Origin of the sequence: Paenibacillus sp. NPDC057967 (genome assembly GCF_042887015.1) — a bacterium.
In the GTDB taxonomy this organism is placed as follows: domain Bacteria; phylum Bacillota; class Bacilli; order Paenibacillales; family Paenibacillaceae; genus Pristimantibacillus.
The window spans coordinates 507,784-527,040 of record NZ_JBHVQB010000001.1; the positions used below are offsets into that span (position 1 = coordinate 507,784).

General features: G+C 48.7%; 12 protein-coding genes and 1 pseudogene. All 13 read right to left on the reverse strand.

What is annotated here, in order from left to right; all coding sequences use genetic code 11:
- Positions 1-55: 55 nt before the first annotated feature.
- Entirely contained in the window at positions 56-1,246 is a 1,191-nt protein-coding gene (locus ACFVSO_RS02115; protein WP_387469587.1) for an ROK family transcriptional regulator, read from the reverse strand.
- 269 nt (positions 1,247-1,515) lie between these two features.
- Complete coding sequence (locus ACFVSO_RS02120; RefSeq protein WP_387469589.1) at positions 1,516-2,625, reverse strand: DUF1648 domain-containing protein; 1,110 nt, start codon at positions 2,623-2,625, stop codon at positions 1,516-1,518.
- Positions 2,626-2,627: 2 nt separating this feature from the next.
- Entirely contained in the window at positions 2,628-3,026 is a 399-nt protein-coding gene (locus ACFVSO_RS02125; RefSeq protein WP_387469591.1) for a GntR family transcriptional regulator, read from the reverse strand.
- A gap of 150 nt (positions 3,027-3,176) precedes the next feature.
- Complete coding sequence (locus ACFVSO_RS02130) at positions 3,177-4,484, reverse strand: 6-phospho-beta-glucosidase (protein WP_387469594.1); 1,308 nt, start codon at positions 4,482-4,484, stop codon at positions 3,177-3,179.
- Positions 4,485-4,547: 63 nt separating this feature from the next.
- Positions 4,548-5,519 carry an N-acetylglucosamine kinase gene (locus ACFVSO_RS02135; RefSeq protein ID WP_387469596.1) on the reverse strand — a complete coding sequence of 324 codons (972 nt, stop codon included), beginning with the start codon at positions 5,517-5,519 and terminating at the stop codon, positions 4,548-4,550.
- Positions 5,520-5,641: 122 nt separating this feature from the next.
- On the reverse strand, positions 5,642-6,493 hold the full coding sequence (locus tag ACFVSO_RS02140; protein WP_387469598.1) for a helix-turn-helix transcriptional regulator: 852 nt from the start codon (positions 6,491-6,493) through the stop codon (positions 5,642-5,644).
- Between the two features lie 234 nt (positions 6,494-6,727).
- Positions 6,728-7,009: a hypothetical protein gene (locus ACFVSO_RS02145; protein WP_387469600.1), complete on the reverse strand. Its 282-nt coding sequence runs from the start codon at positions 7,007-7,009 to the stop codon at positions 6,728-6,730.
- 219 nt (positions 7,010-7,228) lie between these two features.
- A pseudogene (locus ACFVSO_RS02150) lies at positions 7,229-7,333 on the reverse strand (GMP synthase (glutamine-hydrolyzing)); the annotation flags it as partial.
- A gap of 507 nt (positions 7,334-7,840) precedes the next feature.
- On the reverse strand, positions 7,841-14,374 hold the full coding sequence (locus tag ACFVSO_RS02155; RefSeq protein WP_387469603.1) for a polysaccharide lyase family 8 super-sandwich domain-containing protein: 6,534 nt from the start codon (positions 14,372-14,374) through the stop codon (positions 7,841-7,843).
- A gap of 201 nt (positions 14,375-14,575) precedes the next feature.
- Positions 14,576-16,012 (reverse strand): sulfatase family protein, encoded by a 1,437-nt coding sequence (locus tag ACFVSO_RS02160; RefSeq protein ID WP_387469606.1) that lies wholly within the window; start codon positions 16,010-16,012, stop codon positions 14,576-14,578.
- Between the two features lie 11 nt (positions 16,013-16,023).
- Positions 16,024-16,881 carry a carbohydrate ABC transporter permease gene (locus ACFVSO_RS02165; RefSeq protein WP_387469609.1) on the reverse strand — a complete coding sequence of 286 codons (858 nt, stop codon included), beginning with the start codon at positions 16,879-16,881 and terminating at the stop codon, positions 16,024-16,026.
- Between the two features lie 36 nt (positions 16,882-16,917).
- Positions 16,918-17,811, reverse strand: a complete 894-nt coding sequence (locus ACFVSO_RS02170; protein ID WP_387469611.1) for a carbohydrate ABC transporter permease — start codon at positions 17,809-17,811, stop codon at positions 16,918-16,920.
- Between the two features lie 108 nt (positions 17,812-17,919).
- Positions 17,920-19,251, reverse strand: coding sequence for an ABC transporter substrate-binding protein (locus ACFVSO_RS02175; protein WP_387469613.1), 1,332 nt, complete (start codon positions 19,249-19,251; stop codon positions 17,920-17,922).
- Between the last annotated feature and the right edge of the window lie 6 nt (positions 19,252-19,257).

The following is a 19,257-nucleotide window of genomic DNA, read 5'->3' on the forward strand; positions in this document are numbered from 1 at the left end:
TAAGTTTATTAATTAATTAGGCGAAAAGAAACGCTATAAAGCGCTTGCTTTCCTCCTACTCCTTCAGCAGGTCGCGGAATATAGTCTCCAAGCCAATCGACAGGCCTCCGAGAAGCACCGCTTTCGTTTTGAGCCCCGTATTCACAATATTGGCAGTCGTTCCCGGACGCAGACGCTGCACTTCCGCTTGTACGGTGCCGGTATATTCGGAACCCAGCGTTACAAAGCCGCCGCCCAATATGACGGTCTCCAAATCAAGCAAATACAGCATATTCGCCACAAACACCGCTATCGCCCGTGCCGCCTGGCGAACATGCTTGACGCACAGTTCGTCCCCCGCCTGCGTAGCTTGAATAATAGCGTTGAAATCAGCCTTGCCGTTAATGCTGCACGTTACGCCGGCATCGATATCGGCTTGCACGGCGTCAACCAACGCCTTAACGGAGGTCCACTGCTGCAGCCGCATCTTCTCCCCCTCCGCTTCGGGAGCGCTTCCGGAAGCATTCATGACATAACCTTCGATCTCGCCCGCAGCGTGGCTGCTGCCCGAATGGAGCTTGCCGTTCAATACGATGCCCAGACCGACGCCGACATCCGCGCTGACAAACACCGCGTTGTCCTTGCCTTGCGCGGCGCCGAAGCTGATTTCTCCAATGACCGCCGCATTGATATCCTTCTGAAGCTGGACCTTGGCGCCGAATCTCTCCTCAAGCGGCGTTCTGAAATCGACGTTCCCGAGTGCCTGCAAATATGATCCGCACTGGACCATACCAGCTTCGTTATTGACCCGGCCCGGCACAGAGATCGAGATGACAAGCAACCGGCTGGCGTCAAGTTCGTTTCTGCTCAGCAGCTCTTCGATCTTTTCCTGCAGAAGCCCAAACAATTGCTCCGTCTCAAACTGCTCCAGATCGAACTTGACCTCGGAGATGACTTCCGGCTTCAAATCAGATAACGCAACGGTAATGCAAGGATTGCTCAAATCAATGGAGATGATATAGCCATATCTCATATTCAGGCGAAGACGGCTTGCCTTCCGGCCGACTCCCGTGGAATCATCCTCGGTTTCCCTTACTATTCCGAGCTCCACCAACTGATCCACGTTTGTACATACGCTCGGAACGCTCAGCTTCAACAGCTTGGACAGCTCGCTTCTCGTGGCGTTGTCATGTCTGCGGATCGTATCGATTATTAAGTTTTGATTGGTGATTCGGACATGCTTTTGCTTTGCGGATACCTTAGACATTTATAGCCTCATTTCATATTGCATATTAATTAATTAACTTAATTAAATAATGTGAATGGCCCATCTGTCAATACCATTTTTCTGTACTCCTGAACGGCTACGCGAAATGACATAAGCGAGATTAATGGTTTATTGTACCATCTTTCCGAACGAAACGTTTTCATCACATTTTAGATACGTTGTCTGCGCATATCGAGGCGCCAATTGCCGCATCCTGCCCACCGCAACTCTTATGAGTTGCCGCTTGCAGGATGCGGCTCATCTATTCGTTACTCCACTATGAACGGCAGCAATACCGCCAGCCCTATAATGACGATGATAAACAGCCAGCCCAGCTTATTGCCAAAGTTGAGCGTCCAGCCAATGCCGAACCTTTTTTCGACGAAGATAGCCGGGTCCTTGGGATTAAAATAAATCTGCCCCATCTTCCAATACTGGTCCAAATCCTGTGTTGGCACCGTCTGGCTTTGATTATCCGAAGCATGCTTCAGCCTGCTGCCGCCCTGGCCAGTGACGAAGGAGAGAATAATGGAGGAGATCGTGATGACGCCGACAATGCTGAATGTCGCAATCATCGTTCCGTTAATGCCCCATTCCTGCAGTTGTCCGATCGGGAACAGCGCAAGCAGAGCCATTACCGCAAAGCCCGTAAAGATGAGATAACCCGACCAAATTCTGCGGAATTTGATATTGCGGGCTAGTGAGCCTTCCGGATCGCTTCCTTCTACAATCTGCTTGCTAAGCCCGATCGCATAGTTGCTAAACAGAAATACGATAAGCAGGAAGGCTTGCACAATGCCTGGCCACATGACGGACATGTAGCTTTTCTCCACACTTCGCGTCACTTCGCCATCCATCCCATATTTCATCGCAATTTGTGACGGGAACTGATCATAATACAATACACCGATCAGGACAGTAGCCAGAATAAGCAGGACATGCGGAATGAACCAAAAGTTAGATAACGTAAGCTTCGCGTTTCTGAACTTGGTGCTGACGACGACGCGCTGCACACTCTCGGTGTTCCAACCTTTGACCGATTTCAGGCGTTTCACGGCATAATGGTTTTTCAAATACATCATGAAAGATAGAATGAGATAGCCGAATACATGAGCCATCAGCAGAATGCTCCAGCTCTTATCATCCGTTGTCCCTCGGGAGAAGATCAGCAGAGAGGCTGTCAGAAGGACGCCAGCGCCCCCGTTCACCCATATAAACTGATTACGCAACCCCTTAATATCCGCGTCCTGCTGCGCCGCCTCCGGCACCGTCACGCCGAAGCTCTCGATGCGCCGTGTCAAAAACGGGATTATCGTCGAAATAAACACAATAGGCACCATCAAAGTTAGTACCAGTATCATCATCCAAGTATCATTCATCCTTATCCGCCTCCCAGTTCATTAGATCTCATATCTTCGTATACAGCCGAGCATACTGCATCGAGCTCTTCCTTCAACATCCCTCTGCAGATCGCCTCTGCGAGCAGCGGCCGAAGCTGCTTCGCCAGCCGTTCCTTGAACGCTGTGTCTGCTGGCGGGAAAGCATCCGGCTCGATGACGACGCCTTGCTTCCGATTGATCTGTACGTAGCCGTCTTGCTTCAGCAAATGATAGGCTTTGTTCACGGTATGCAGGTTAATGCCAAGATCGGCAGCCAGCGATCGCACCGAGGGCAGCGCTTCACCGGGCAGCAGTTGTCCTCTTGCTATGCCTTCAATAATGCCATTTACCAGCTGAGTATAGATTGGCGTCTCCGATTGGAGATCGATATCGAGCAACAATGTCTCATCACCTCAATCGTTTGTCTGTTATATATCAAGTATAACAACTATAACGAGTATACGCAATACTCATTTTCCACAATAAACTCGTGAATAACACAAAGAGGCATAACCCCGCGGGGTTATGCCTCTTTGGTGGAAGGCCTGATCTTATTTGAAGAAGTTAGGCAAGTATTCTTTATTAGCTTCAAGCATCTCTTCCAGCAGCGTTTTCGCTACGGATACGCTTGGTACAAGCGGATGGTGAACCAGTGCTTGCAGCGCAATGCCTTTGTCGCCGGAAATAGCCGCTTCTATGGTCAGGGACTCATACGTTTTCACAGCATGCAGCAGTCCTGTTACATGCGCAGGCACGTTTTGCAGCGGAATCGGGATAGGTCCTTGCGCCGTTACAACACAGTTAACCTCAATGCTTGCATCCTCAGGCAGGAAGTCGATAATGTTGCCGTTGCGAACGTTCAGCGTCTGGATGTCACGTCTGTCCGTGTAGAGGGAATACATCAGGTTAACCGCTGCTTCGGAGTAGTAAGCGCCGCCGCGTTGCTCCAGCTGCTTCGGCTTTTCTTTCAGATTAACGTCCTTGTACAGCTCGAACAGCTCGGCTTCGACACGGCTTACCACATCAGCACGTGTACCGTTTTTCTCCAGCGATGCTTTCATGTCCTCCAGCATTTTGTCGGTCATGTAGAAGTAACGCAGGTAGTACGTCGGAATCGCGCCAAGCGAGCTCAGGAAGTCTGCATCCCAGTCAAACGCTGTAACGTTGGAAGCGGTGTACTCGCGGCCTTTGCCGATCAGCTCAGGCAGCTTGTCTTCGCCATTCACATAGGCAGCCGTTACCCAGTGCAAGTGGTTGATGCCTACGAATTCCGGCAATACGTCGCGCTCGGTAACACCGTATTCCTTCGCCAGGAACTTGTAGAAGTTGATTGGCGAGTTGCACAGACCGACTGTTTTGACTTTGCTGTATTTCTGAACGGCTTCTGTTACGATACCTGCCGGGTTCGTGAAGTTAAACAGCCATGCGTCCGGAGCTAGCTCTTCGATGTCCTTACAGATATCGAGAATAACCGGAACAGTACGAAGCGCTTTGAACATTCCGCCCGGGCCAGTCGTTTCTTGGCCGATTACGCCATGCGAGATTGGGATATGCTCATCGCGTTTTCTTGCTTCCAGCAAGCCGACACGCATTTGTGTTGTTACGAAGTCTGCGCCAGCAATCGCTTCGCGGCGATCCAGCGTCAGATGTACTTCCATCGGCAGGCCAGCTTGCTTAACCATACGTTTTGCCAGCTCGCCTACGATTTCCAGCTTATGCTTGCCTGCTTCAATATCGACGAGCCACAGCTCGCGGATTGGCATCTCATCGAAACGCTTGATAAAGCCCTCTACGATTTCCGGTGTGTAAGAAGAACCTCCGCCGATAACGGCGATTTTCAACGCTTTTTTGTTAGACATAGCAGGTATTGCCTCCCTTAAGTGTTATGATTTGTGTTCAAGACTTCTATAGGTACACTTGAATTAAAAAGTAATGCTTCTTAATTCTGCATCTGTTGCGGCGTCAATCTCAATTCCGCTGTTGTCCATTGCGCTCATGACTGCGCCGATAACAGGGTCAACAGCCAGCCTTACTACACTTGCATTCGGAGCCGTCTTGGCTAGCACTTCCTTGATCGCGTCAACCATATGCGGCGAGCTGCCGCGCGACATAACGCTGCCTATCAGCACAACATCGAACGTATCCTCCTGCATGCCGAGACGTTTGATTAACGCATTGACCGCATTGGCGTGCTCGAAACCAGCTTCGCGCAATATGCGAATCGCCACCGCGTCGCCTTGGCCTGCCGCTTCAAACATCAGCTTCCCCAGATCCTTCGGCGGGCGCTTGCCATTGTCAAGCGCATCGTCATACATCTCCTGCACCGAAGCGTAGCCGAGCTTCTCTGGCACCAGCTTCGTCAGGATGGAATATTCTTCGCGTCCCTCCCAGCTTCTAATCGCCGTGCGGAATGCATGTACAGCCAGATCGGAGCCCGAGCCATGTCCGTCGCCGAACAAGTATCCAAAGCCGCCGTATTGCAGTTCCTCACCCTTCGCGTTGCGCGCTGCGGAGTTGAAGCCTGTCCCGCTAATAATAACCGCACCGTACGAGCGGCGTGTACCGGCTCTCATGCCGATCATCGTATCACAAGCAATTGCATGTCTATCATACCCGAGTGAAGCAATCATCGGTCTTAAAATCGCGTAATCCGGTTCACGGTCCGCACCGGCAAGGCCGAAATACGCGTACGTTACTTGCTCCTTCGTAATACCGGCTTCATTCAATGCTGCATTGCAGGCAGATTCGATATTGGTGCGAGCCTGTTCGAACGCTGTCTGGTGGTTGCCGTTGCCGCTCAGGCCCTGGCCCAGCACCTTCCCCTTCTCGTCTACCAGCAAGGCATGCGTCTTGGTGCCTCCTGCGTCTATACCAAGAAAAATGATATGTTCCACGCTCCTTAGCTATTCCATAACTTGGACTTCGTATGCTTTCTTGTCTTGATGTATCCATCATAAAACAAAAAACACCGTCTCTCTAATAAGAAAGAACGATGTTCTAATACTATTTTACTGTTTTATGACCGAAGCTCGGATGGAAGCTTGCCGATATGCTGCTTGAACAGCCGGTTGAAATTCGACAAATTGCGGAATCCGCATTCCGATGCAATATCAATAATCTTCCCGTCGGTTGTCTCGATCAGCTCTACCGCTTTCGATAACCTCAGCTGGATCAAATAGTCCATAGGCGATGTACCGACGACTTGGGTAAATAACGAGCTGAACCTTGAGCTGCTCAAGTGCGCACGATCGGACAGCTCCTTCAGCGTCCACGGATGCTCCATACGCTCCTCCATTTCATGCAGTACGTTCCGAATGGTCTCCGTGCCTCTGGCATGAAGCGAGCCATTGCCTGAATCCTTGGAGAAATACCGGTTCACATACGCAAGAAATCGAACCAGCTGAGCCCGAACGACTGCTTCGTAATGTGGCTCCTTGCGCAAATATTCCTCTCTCATCTCTGCCAGCAGCGACCACAGCTTTAAGAGCTGAGGATGATCCCTGTCGAGCACATTATCGAACCGGAAGCCCATCTCACGGAATGGAACCAGCAGCTCAGTATCGTACCTCTGCTCCAATGCCAGGTAAGAAGGATCGAACATGACGATGCCCATCACCAGCGATTCCGTCTCCACTGCCCGGTGCAGATCATTGGAATTGATGAGAACAATATCTCCCTCCCGGAAGTCATATCGAGCGCCATTGATCAGATAATATCCGCTCCCCCTATAGATGAAATTAATCTCTAGCGGAGTATGCCAATGCAGCCGCTGGAACGGCGGGCTAACGCCTTCGGTCTGCGATACAAGTATCGGAAAGCCTTGCGGCAAATCTATATGATCCCGGACTACGGGTGGTGACAGCTTCATGGATGGGTCCTCCTGTTAGTATGCCTGCAATTATTGTACATTATAGCAGAGGTGGCATAATACGATCTATCGGTCAGAAGAATTGTAACTGTTAGAAAATTTCATCGAACATCTTCACCATCATTTCTAATCGTTGCCTTGGTCGAAATCCATCATTTCCAGTCCTACGAACGAAAAAAACTTCTTTCCTTGCTAATCAAAGCAAGAAAAGAAGCTTTCGTATTTTAATACAGATCAATAAAATATGTACTGATTTAAAAATCCGATACTTTTTAATTTATATAAGTCCGTCACTTTGGTTTCACAAGTCCTTACGACCACGTATGAGTCGCAGCTGCTTGTCGTTTTAATTAACTTTTCTCCTAATAAATCTACCCCAAGGTTAACCCAAATATTATTTTCAGTCTCTTTTTTTATTTTATTCTTAAGAGCCTCATGATAATCTTCAGTTGAGGGAACCGTAATAACCAGAATAACAAAAACAATGATTAACGCTGCCGGCAACCATTTTTTCATGTCTAGATCCTCCAATATCTGCAGTCAACTTTTAATAAACCCTATACCGATCAAAGACCATTAATAATTCGTATTTTGTTACCGCATGGACTTTAGACCCATCTAGTTCAATGCTCCTACTCTACCATATTTTATATAATCCGGCTATTATAGAGATTGAATTATTTTCTCCATAAAAATACTCCCTTCTATCTGCGGCATAACACAGATCAAAGAGAGTCATTTTTTACACGAATGCCACCATATCCACTCGATCGTTGCCGTCGGCTTGGAGGTTATGTCATAGACAATACAGTTGACATTGTCGACTTTGCTGACTGTTCTCTATTTGCAATAACTCCCTGAAATCAGTTTTAATAATCTGAACTTATTATTACCTCACTTCTTAGGCCTATTTTTGATAAGCACAATAATTCCTCCTATACAAATTCCAACAATAGCCCAACCTGCAATAAATAATATCGAATTCATAATACACACTCCTTAGCTGTTACTCTTTTTAGTGATTATATTTTAGTTAACACAAATAGTAATGATATGCTATTTATTCGTTCATTAGCGAATTGTGAGAAGAGCTCACCCGCAAGTCTTCTTTTATATCCGATCAATAATTATAGTTTAACACTCTTTAATCCTTCATTATAGTGATCAGTTTGTAACTATTGATCATATTATTTCTCCAGAAACCTCTTAGAGCTGTTTCATATAACGGTTCTCGAGGTAGCGCGGCACTTATATATGCGATTGATACTCATACAAAGTAGGGCTATCCCGCAAGATCAATTTAATGACCTTATGGGATAGCCCCTTGTTTCCATACGAATGATTGCGTTAGAGGAAACGAACGGCTGCGAGCATTCGTCCCAGAACGACTGCGGCTTGTGCCCTCGTCATGCTAACTTTGGGAGCAAACCGCTCGCCGTCCATTCCTCTCAAGATACCGATACGCGTTAATCCGGCTGTTTGACTACTCGCCCATGATGCGATAGAGTCACCGTCCGAGAAGCCGTCTAGCAAAAGTGTATCTTCGTCAGTCGCGCTCACAGTGAAACCGGCGTAGGACATCGCCCTGGCGAGCAGCACACTCATCTCTTCTCGGCTCACTGTGGCATCCGGTCGGAAGCTGCCGTCCGCATAACCCTCTGCCAGACCCGCAGCAACTGCGGCGCCTAACCAGCCCTCGTACCAGGCGCCTGCCGACACATCTGCGAATGACGTTGCTCCCACGTTTTCCTTGAGTCCCAGCGATCGAACAAGCAACGTCATAAATTCGGCTCGGGTTATGGCGACCTCCGGCTGGAAGAACGACTCCGACTTGCCTTGTATGAGCAGCCGCGAAGCAAGCCTGTCGATATCGGCTTTCGCCCAATGCCCTTTAATATCTTCAAAGGTTTTTTCCTGTTCCCCCACAATCGCGAACAGGCCGGTATAGACGCTGCTGATCATCGCTCTCTTCACGCCGTCTTTCTCCTCGAATCGGGCCGGAACAAACCGGATATCGCCCGACTGCGAATCGTACATGACGGCCATTGCCTTCGACAAATCCACCGAATCACTTAGTTCGAGCGTTATGGCGGCATAGGTATTGCCGAACTCGCTTAGCTCAAAATTTTTGTTTCCTGCCTGGATGATGAGCTGAAAGTCTGCCACTTCCGTTAACGTCCTCAATCCTGCCGAACCGATCCGGTTGGCGAAATCGATAGCTTCGCGGCTGTCTTCACGGTTCATGCTCACGCTGAAGGATATATCCGCCAGCTCGAAGTTCAGCCCCTCGGCCAACTGAGTGAATTTAATCCGCAAAGCGCTGATCGGCACCTCGAACGAAACGCCTTCCGCCTTCACCGTCCAGATCGACGTATCGGCTTGAAGCAGCTCCAGCAGCTGTTCGGCGGTTATCGTTCCGCCATCAGCACCCGCTTCCCCTCCGCTCTCCTCCGGCGGCAATGAAGGAGAAGGCGTTGGTGTTGGTGTTAATGTCGGTGTTGACGTTGACGTCGGTGTTGGCGTTGACGTTGGTGTTGACGTTGACGTCGGTGTCGGTGTTACCGTTGGTGTCACTGTTGACGTCGGCGTCGGTGTTGGTGTCGGCGTCGGTGTCGGTGTTGACGTCGGTGTCGGTGTTGACGTCGGTGTCGGTGTTACCGTTGGCGTCGGTGTTGGCGTTGACGTCGGTGTTGACGTCGGTGTCGGTGTTACCGTTGGTGTCGGTGTTGACGTCGGTGTTGGTGTCAGCGTTGGTGTTGACGTCGGTGTTGGCGTTGGAGACGGCTCTTGTCCGCCTTCGCCACCGCCATTTTCCCAAGCGGGCACATCTCCCGCCAGATGATATACCTTCACATTATCGACGAACAGCTTCGCGTCCGCCGCGCCGTAACCGGAGCCGAATAGAATCGTATCTATGCTGTCCACTTCCGTGAAGAACGGCACTCCTGCTTCCGCCAACACGCCGTCGAAATAAATATCGTACGAATGATTCGGAATATCGATGTCGAGCTTGACGACATGCCACTTTTTCAGCTTCGTCGGAGCATTGGCAATAATCGTATTAGCCGACGCATTCGTCCCGAAGTAACGCAAATAATTGTTGGAGCTTGACGTCAAGCGCACAGCTCTCGTGCTGCCGGACAACAGCTGGAACTCCGGGTATTTGCCTCCGGCCAGCTCTTTGTATGACCATTCCGCTATAAGACGGCCCGATTGCGGCTCGAAGGTGCGTGATATAGTGGCTCTGAATGTAGAATCGTTGTCGTCGAGAAGCACGCTGCGATTCCGTTCCTCTTGGTCATACCAGACGTATACAGGCGCACTTTGCTCACGCTGAGTGATGATCCAGTCGCCAGGAAGCGCACCAGCTTCATACGACTCAAAACCATCGACAACGAGTGGCGCCGCCCCCGTGACGTATACCGTTATATCGTCCACATAAGCGACCGCATTCTCATTGTGCCATCCCGACTGAAATTGAATGCCGTCCACCACGTCGACATCGTTGATAAAACGGTATATGCCTGGAACCCGCTCACCATTGACGTAGAGCATCCATTCCTGCCGTTCGGCATGAAGACGAATATGGATCGTATACCAGTGAGCCGGCTCCGTTACAAAGAGCAGTTGCTCTCCCCCACTGGAGTCTACACGATACAAACCATCCGGCTTTGCCACTAACTCTGTCGCGATCTGATCCTCTCCGATCATGCGGAAACGCAGTCCGCTGTTCCCTCTCGGATCGGCGTATGCCCAGGAGAGATCGAGAATTCCCGCCTGCTCTTCAAACCGTCCGGTCACCGTAACCGCTCCGTCTGGATTCCGGTCCATCAATTGCAGAACATGATCAGTGTCACTGTCACTGTCAATTGCGGATACGATGCCAAGCGTAAGAGGATCCTCTTCGATACTTAACCTTGCTGGTCGATTACCCGGCTGCTCTTGATCGAAAAACGAATGCACATGCGCGATCGGCTGTTCCGCTCCTGTCGATGCCTTAACATTCTCGATAGGCGGAACGTCCTCTTCCGCATCCGGCCTCTCTTTCGCAGGATCGAGATCGAACGACGCATGGAACGAACGGCTGAAGGAGCCTTCTACGCTCACGAGCAGCTTGATCGTCGGATGAAGCTGCGTCACGATCACTTCCTCGTCCGCAGACAACACGGAAGCAGCCGAACGGTCAATTTCGAGCTCAATGACACCCGAATTGACGAAGCTCGGATCGGACAGGGCTAAGTCGAGCGTAGCGTCCTCATTTTCTTTTAGCATAACCGATGCTTGCCTGCTCGAGGTCACGCCGGCCGCCGTTGTTGTCCGGTTCTGCCAGAAGTTAATGCCGATCTGATTGCGGGATAGATCCCTCACCGCATGAGCCGCATCGGAATTTTCGATAATGCTTATCGTTGGTGACTCGGCGAATAACGCCGTTTCCTCCGCAGTCCGGTTAGGAAGCAGGACGTAGCTGTATGTCTCATTCGTCGGATTCGTCCCGTGATCGAACCAGATCGATACATAATTGCGGGTTCGAATATCGGCAGACGTACTATCGTTCCGGTTAATATCGTACCAGGAACCACTGTTCGCCGTACGAGAGGCGTGGAGCGTCGCCGAGTCCGGGAAATAGTAACCGATGTCGGAGCCAGGCATATTCCCCTCCAGATTGGCCCAGTCTACGCCGGTTAATGTATTAGACCAGCCCAGATCGGCAGGCGCCGCATCTCCGTCGACGATAAGCGCGTTCGTGCCGTCATCGCCGATCTTGCGCTGCTCCACAATCGTTTCGATCACCCTTCCGTCGCTGCTGGTTATGCCCGATCCCAGCGCCACGATCACATCATCGAACATAAACCATGATTTGTTCGCTCTTAGTGTCGTGCCGACTTGCTGCAAGTTCATCCCCGACACGCCGTCGGTTCCGAGCATCGCACCTCCGGCCCAAGTGTTGTCCGGCGTTGTCTCTCCATCTCCATACTGATAATGATCATTTGTTCTCGGCCGGGTATCCACGGTCGTCCCCGGAAGACGGTAACGATTGACGGTCGGCCAATAATCGTCCGAGTATTGTTTGGCATCGCCGTTGTACAAGTAAGTCATGCCATCTCCGGTATACCAGCCTTCACCGTTCTCTCCATTCGTCAACTCGTAGGTCGCGATTCGGTTAGAGCTTTTGCTGATTCCTAAGGCGAAACCGTCCGCAACGTGAACCGTCCGGTTCATCGCCCCGAACTCCTTATGAAAAGACGAACCGCCTTGCGGAACGATCGACGCGTCTTCCATAATATTCTCGAGCGGGGCGATCAAGTCGAGCTTTAAGGCGGAGTAGACGTCCAAGTCTGGATCGGTGGACAGCACCCAATGCTTGATCAAACCTCGGATACGAAGCGCCTCGTTCTCTGGAGCAGACATCGCGAGTCGGAGCATCCCCGATATCATGCCGATCGTCGCGACGTGACCGCTGAGCGCTTCCCTTGCGATCGCCCTGCCGCGCACCATATCCATCATTTCGCCACGGTATACGACCGGTGCGACCGAATCAAATAACCAGCTGTACACATTCTCCACATCCGCATCCATCACTTCCCACGGGGACTCGTCCAGCAAATAAAGCAGCTGCCCCAATCCCCGAATCAACACTTCTCCGTAGCTTCCTGTATACGGAATCGTATTGTGCTGGATAAACGAACCGTCTTTATAGAATCCATCGCCCTCCACCACATAGTTGAACAACGGAGCGATCTGGACCAACACGTCATTCAAACGATCTGTGTCCTTGGTGAGTATGCCCATCAGTGTCTCGATCGTCATAATATCGGATCGGTTGGCGCCAATCTGCACGAATTCCGGGCCCATAATATCCCCGATGAACTTATCTGCCGTCCGAACATACCGATCAATCTGCTCTTCGGACAAGTCGTCGTACAATATCACCATGATATCCATAACGCGAAGGGGAACGCCAATGTCGAAATTCCACCAGTTGCCGTATTCCTCGATATGCTCGTTGTATTCGTGTTCATATATCCAATCCAGCGCGGAGATGATGTCCTGCTTCATTGTAATATTGTGGTATAAGCTACCCCCTTTCGTGGAATACGCATAGGCCATATCTCTCAAACGTGTCATGTATGTGTTGATAAAAGAGGAATCCGTCACCGACGGCGGCACATCCGTCCAAAGCGATGTCCGTCCTTCGCCTCTTAGCATCGTCTCCCACCTCGTAAGGGCCAAGTCATTGATCGAGGCGATCTGCGCCACGATGACGGGTTCTCCAACATCCAGATCATGCCCGCCGTCGAGCACCGCCTTCCACTTGAGCCTCAATTCATCGAACGCGTCAACAGGCACATCAGCCTCTGTCACTTCAACCTCGATCTCTGCCGTGACCGTCCCGGCTAGGCTCGTTATAGAAGCCGTTATGATCGCAGAGCCCGGGGCAAGTCCAGTTATGTTTCCGTTCGCATCGACGCTGGCTGATTTCTCATTGTCGGAAGCCCACTGAAAAACCGGGTTCGTCGCATCTTCCGGCAAGTAACGGGGAGTGACGGTTATCGTATCTCCGACATCGACGCGGGCCGAAGGAGGGAGCGTAATGGACTCGATCGGCGTATTCCTTTCGACGACGGTGACAACGCTTTGCGCCGACGGCCCGTCCACGCTTGTCGCCGTAATAACAGCCGTGCCTGTACTGACAGCGGTTACAATACCGTTCACATCGACATCAGCGACCGATTTGTTGTCGCTGGACCATATCATCTCTTGATTCGTTGCCTGGGCCGGAATAATCGTTGCAGCCAGCGCTGCCGTCCTTTCGGTTTCCAATTGCAACGAAGCTGGCACGACCGCAACGGATTCAACGGCCGTATATTCGCTAACGGTCACAACGCTTGCGGCTGCAATCGCATCATTTTCTTTGCTTCTTGCGGTTATCACTGCCGTGCCTGCAGTGACGGCGCTGACCACACCCCGATCGTCAACCGTCGCGACCTCTGGATGATCCGACTCCCAAATGGTATAGCGGTTCGTGCTATCCGCAGGCGAATATGTCACCTTAAGCTCCGCCTTATCGCCCGGCACCATATTTATTGCGCTCCGATCCACAGACAGAGCTTCAACCGGAATCCAGTCATACACCTTGATATCGTCCATCGTCATAACGCCTTCCGTATCCGCCGAACCAAGCTGGGTGAAACGGAAGGAACGGAAGTTGTCCCATCCGGAGAATGCAGCAACCGACGCTCGAAGCTCGCCGTTCACATAAGCCTTTAACTCCCGTGAAGCCATATCCGCATACAACTGAATATGGTACCAAACGCCGCCTTCATACAGCCCTAGTTGCTCCGTAGCGTTGGCCCCGCTTGAGGACGGATAAAGCAAAAGAATCTTTCCGTTCTTGTCCATCGTGACGCGGATTTCACCGATGGTTGTTGTGTTCGGCGATTGGGTCAGTGTTGCCGTGAACAACCTTCTCTCGAGCGCCGTATTGTCGAACTTAAATCTGCCTTCCATCACGATAACCGAATTTGCGCCTCCGCTTCCCGGAATCGTCAAGTTGTTTTTCTGTATATTCGGATTGTTAACGCTTTGATTCGGAGGTATGTTCGAGACGATGCTCATGCTCCTGCCTTCGACACCAGGCACAGTCTCGCCAATGCCATATACGGAGCCCGCTACCGTACCGAAGAAGCTCCAGCTCCCGCCTCCGTCCGAAGTGCTCGTCGGATTCATGAGCGATGGCTCTGCCGGATAATCGTCAAAATTCAGATGAAGATATTTGTTCGATGCGGCTTCGATCGTGCCGATCCAGCCTCCTCCCGCAGGAGCAAGCAGCGAACAAATCAATGTAATGACCACCAATAATGCCGTTTTTCTACGAAACATACATCATCCTCCTCTTATGCATTCATAATCTTGCCGGTGGAACGATTCAGCTCGCGGAACAGGTCAACAATTTGATTTGACATCTTTGAATAGACGGAGTCAGTCGGCTCGTCAGCATTCCCCTTTCTTATTTCAGCTAGACTATGAAACAGATATAGCCCGTATATGTACAATGGAGTAGACATAATCGGGCTATCTATTTTAAGCTTGAGGATCAAACTCATCATTTGTCATTTTTAAATAGGCTATCAAGTACTGCTCTAGCTTCTCAGATACAGGATGCTGCTTGGCATGGTCCAAATGAAGTGGGGAGCATTGTAAGGGATCCGATCTCAAATCATACAGTAATCTTTGTACTGGAGAATCAGGCGTATATCCCTTATCTACAACATAGGTAAAGCTTCTGGATCGTACCCCTCGCCATCCATAGTGCAAGTGATTTAATCCATGCTGTTGAAATCGTTCGATGGCAGCCATCTGGCCTGGGAACGCACTTATATAGGCTACCTCGGCCCACTCATCATCAGGTCTTCCTTGCTGCTCATCAAGAATATGGGATATCATGGATTGTCCTTGTACAGAGCTTGGTATGTCCAATCCAATTAAATCCAATAGAGTTGGCATAATGTCGACCGTATTCAACACACATCGCGTACGCGCTGGCATTATTTGCTGTGGGTAGCGAATCATAAACGGTACACCAATTGATTCCTCATGCCAGGAATGCTTGGCAACTAAGCCATGCGCCCCCATTAGCTCACCATGATCAGCAGTAAGCACGACTATCGTATTGTCTGTCAAATGTAATTGCTCCAGCTTATCCAGCACTCTCCCGAATTGCTCATCTATTCCTGTAATGGCTGCATAATAATCTGCAATCATCTGCTTCCAGACACTAGCTCCACCAGCTACTTCTTCACCGGTATGCACTAGAAACGGGTCCCGGATCACAACATTTGGCAATGGTTCAATAGACTGGCTCTCATACAGCTTCTTATACGAATCTGGAACAAGATCAAATGGAGAATGTGGCGGATTCCAAGATATGAATAAGGCGAACGGCTCGTTGCTCTCCTGTACGCTGTCCAAATATTGCAGGGCCATATCCGTCTCATGTTTGACTGACCATTCATCAATCTGTATCATTTCCTCAGAATCCTGCCAATAGTGTGGAGTTAAATGCTCATCATACGTTCCATAAGAATACCAGTAGTCGAATTGATGACGCTTTGCTCCCGGTGGCGTATAAGCATCCCAATCCCTCGCCCCAGACCTCGGAAGCAGCTCGAAGTTTTGCTCCGGGCAATCCAGATGCCATTTGCCAATATAAGCCGTAGCATAATCCGCTTGCTTCAGAGCATCACTTATGGTTACTTCTGATTGCTCCAGCCCTATTGTTAACCCAAGCTTGCAGTTCGTGTATACACCTGTACTTAATGCGTATTTCCCTGTCATTAAGGAAGCGCGATGCGGCGAACAAATAGGCGTGCATGTTATGGACTGTTCAAAGCATAATGATTGCTCGGCGAACTGGTCAATACGGGGTGTAAGGACAGGCTCTTTTCCCATAAACCCTACTGCATCCCTTCGCCACTGATCTGCAAATATATAGACGACATTAGGAAGACTCTTCTTCATAGGATCACCTCTTACCCTTTTACTCCTGAACCCACTACTCCCTTAACAAAGTAATCCTGAGCCAACATATATACGAGAACCGTAGGTACAATAGAAGAGACTGCTGCTGCCATGAGCAACGAATATTCCGTATTGTATTGACCAATAAAATGCTGCATCCCCAGCTGCAAGGTGAATAATTCATCCTTCGTCAAATAGATTAACGGTCCCAAGAAGTCATTCCACGTATGCATAAAGGAGAAAATAACTAGCGTTGCAATGGCTGGCTTCATTAAAGGAAGAACGATTCTGGCATATATGCCAATCTCGGAAAGCCCATCAATCTTGGCTGCTTCTAGTAATTCATCTGGAATGGAAGAGAAGAACTGCCGGAAAAGAAATACGCCAAATGGATTAACTATACCTAGCAATACTAGGGCCGCATGCGTATCAATTAGTCCGAGATTCTTCATTAATATAAATTGTGGAATCATGATGACCTGATAAGGAATCATCATCGTGCATAGGTATAAGAAGAATAGGCCATCTCGTTCGGGAAACTTTATTTTTGAAAAGGCATATCCCGCCAAAGAACAAGTAACTAATAAAATAGCAATCGTGATCACAACAAGCTTAATCGTATTCCAGTAGTACAAGTGAAAAGGAATTTCCGTCCAGACTTTATAATAATTTTCCCAGTACACGGTTTCTGGAATCCATTTGATTGGGAATGTAAATATTTCATTATCCGCCTTAAGCGATGATGACATCATCCACAGAAACGGAAACACCATCGTGATCGACGTAATAATCAACGCAACATATAGAAAGCCCTTCTTGAACAGGTTAGATCTTCGTACAGATGGTTGTGTGCCTGCTGCTTGACTCATTACTCTCAATCTCCCTCCACCATCGTGATACTCATATTAGTAGTTAACCCATTTTTTTTGTGCTCTGAATTGAATGAAAGTGATGATAAGAATGACTAAGAACAAGACATAGGCCATGGCTGATGCATAGCCAAAGTCAAACTGCTTAAATGCCGTATTGTAAATCGTGTATACGAGCACCTGTGTCGAGCGCCCTGGCCCGCCTTGTGTCAATACATAGATCATGTCGAACACTTTGAAGGAATTAATAACGCCCATAATAACGGTGAAGAAAATAACCGGAGATAAGGAAGGAAGCGTAATATGGAAAAACTTATGAATGATTCCTGCCCCATCCAGATCAGCAGCCTCATACAAATGATCAGGTATGCCTTGCAGACCTGCCAAATACAAAACCATATAGTAGCCGATATGATTCCAGATATATACGATAGATACCGCAATTAATGCCCAGCTGGTTGAAGAGAACCACCCCGGAGGATTATCCATGCCTAGATTCATCAGAATCGTATTAACGGGACCTTTTGTAGGATTGAAAATTAATTGCCACACCACTGCTACTGCTATCGTCGATGTCACATAGGGTAAAAAAACGGCTGTCCTAAACAGCTTCAGCCATTTGATCCCTGAGTTTAACCATACAGAGACAATTAGAGCCAGGAATAGCGTAATTGGCACAGTGATAAGCATGAAGACCATGCTATTCCTGAATGAAATGATGAAATTATCATCATGGAATAGCTTTGTATAATTATCAAAACCGATAAATTTAAAAGCACCAAATCCATTCCATTCCACGAAACTCATTCCGAATGAGAAGAAGACTGGAATAAGAATAAAGGCTAGAAAACCAATAATATTGGGCAATAAGAACATGTATCCATTGATTCGATTGCGCTGTGTCATCGTTAAAGGCTTCTTACCGAACAAGTCTACCCTCTCCTTTAGAAGAAAAGAGCCTTGTCTAGAAGACAAGGCTCTTCATATAATCTAAGCCCTTCTATCGATGCATGACATCATTGTAGTTATGCTCGCTTATTATTTAATGGAGAATTGCTCCTCATAGATGCTTGCCCATTCCTTCTGAACGCGCTCTTCCATTGTCGCTACAGCTTCTTGCGGCGTTTTGTCACCGATGAATACTAGCTCGCCTTCTTGCAGGAAGATACCGTCGACGACAATCGTTTTCACACCTGGCAGCATAGGGTATTCCGCATATTCGCTTGTTTCGTAGAAGTAGTTCAAATGCTCAGGCTGTCTACTTCCGTCGCCGTAGAATGCTTGTTTCACAGCATCGTCTGTGTAGCCGGTAACGAAGCCTTTGGCAGCGAATACTTGCGCACCTTTGCTGCCTGTAAAAAATTCAACCACTTTATAGGCTTCTTCTTTATGCTTAGAATTTTTATTGATCATTAGGGCTACAGGTGTAGCTAAGCTTGTATTGCTCTCAACGCCCTTTGGATGAGGAATAGGTACTACATCCCACTTAAAGGACATTTTACCTTCATCCTCAGCTTTTCTCAGCTGGGCTACATGCCAATCCCCAATAATACTCATTGCAACCGTTCCACTTTGGAAAATGGCATTATAATGAGCTCCAGTAGACTTCGACTCCGCCCACGGCATAATAGAGCCATCCGCCTCCATATCCAACCTTAATTGCAAGGCATCAACGAATGGTGATAGATCCTTGTCGATGACAGTTGCACCTGATTGAACGGCAGACATATACCAGGTCTGGGCCCAAGTGTGCAGGAATGCGCCATAGGTTTTATCAGCACCCGAGCCAGATGTAACCTTAGCAGCTAGTGCGCGAAATTCATCCCAAGTCATATCAGCGCTTGGATACTCGACGCCTGCCGCATCAAAAATATCTTTGTTATAGAACAACATCCAAGGAGATTTGCGAAATGGCAATCCATAAATATTACCGTTAATGGTCATTTCTTTATACAGCTCACCATAGCCGGATACATCCGTATTATTGGATTTAATATAATCATTAAGAGGCTCAATAATTCCTGTGTCCACCATCTTGTCTAGTATCCCGCCGAATAAGTCATACTCTACTCCGCCGGATAATTGAGTTCTTAATTTTTCATAATATTGATTGGCTGGAAAGCTAATGAACTTGATTTGAATGTTAGGATGTTCTTTTTGGAACTCCGCATAAGTAGCTTCAAAGGCTGGCAAATCATCAGGTAAAACGGGTATCGTAAAATTCACGTTTTTGTCTGTACTTTCTCCCGTATTAGAGGATGGATCCGCATTCTGATTGTTACTCTCATTCGTTTTAGAATTACTACTACATGCAATCAAAGCGCTTACAATTAGCAACAAAAGCATCCCTGTAACAAACTTTCTTTTCAATTTACA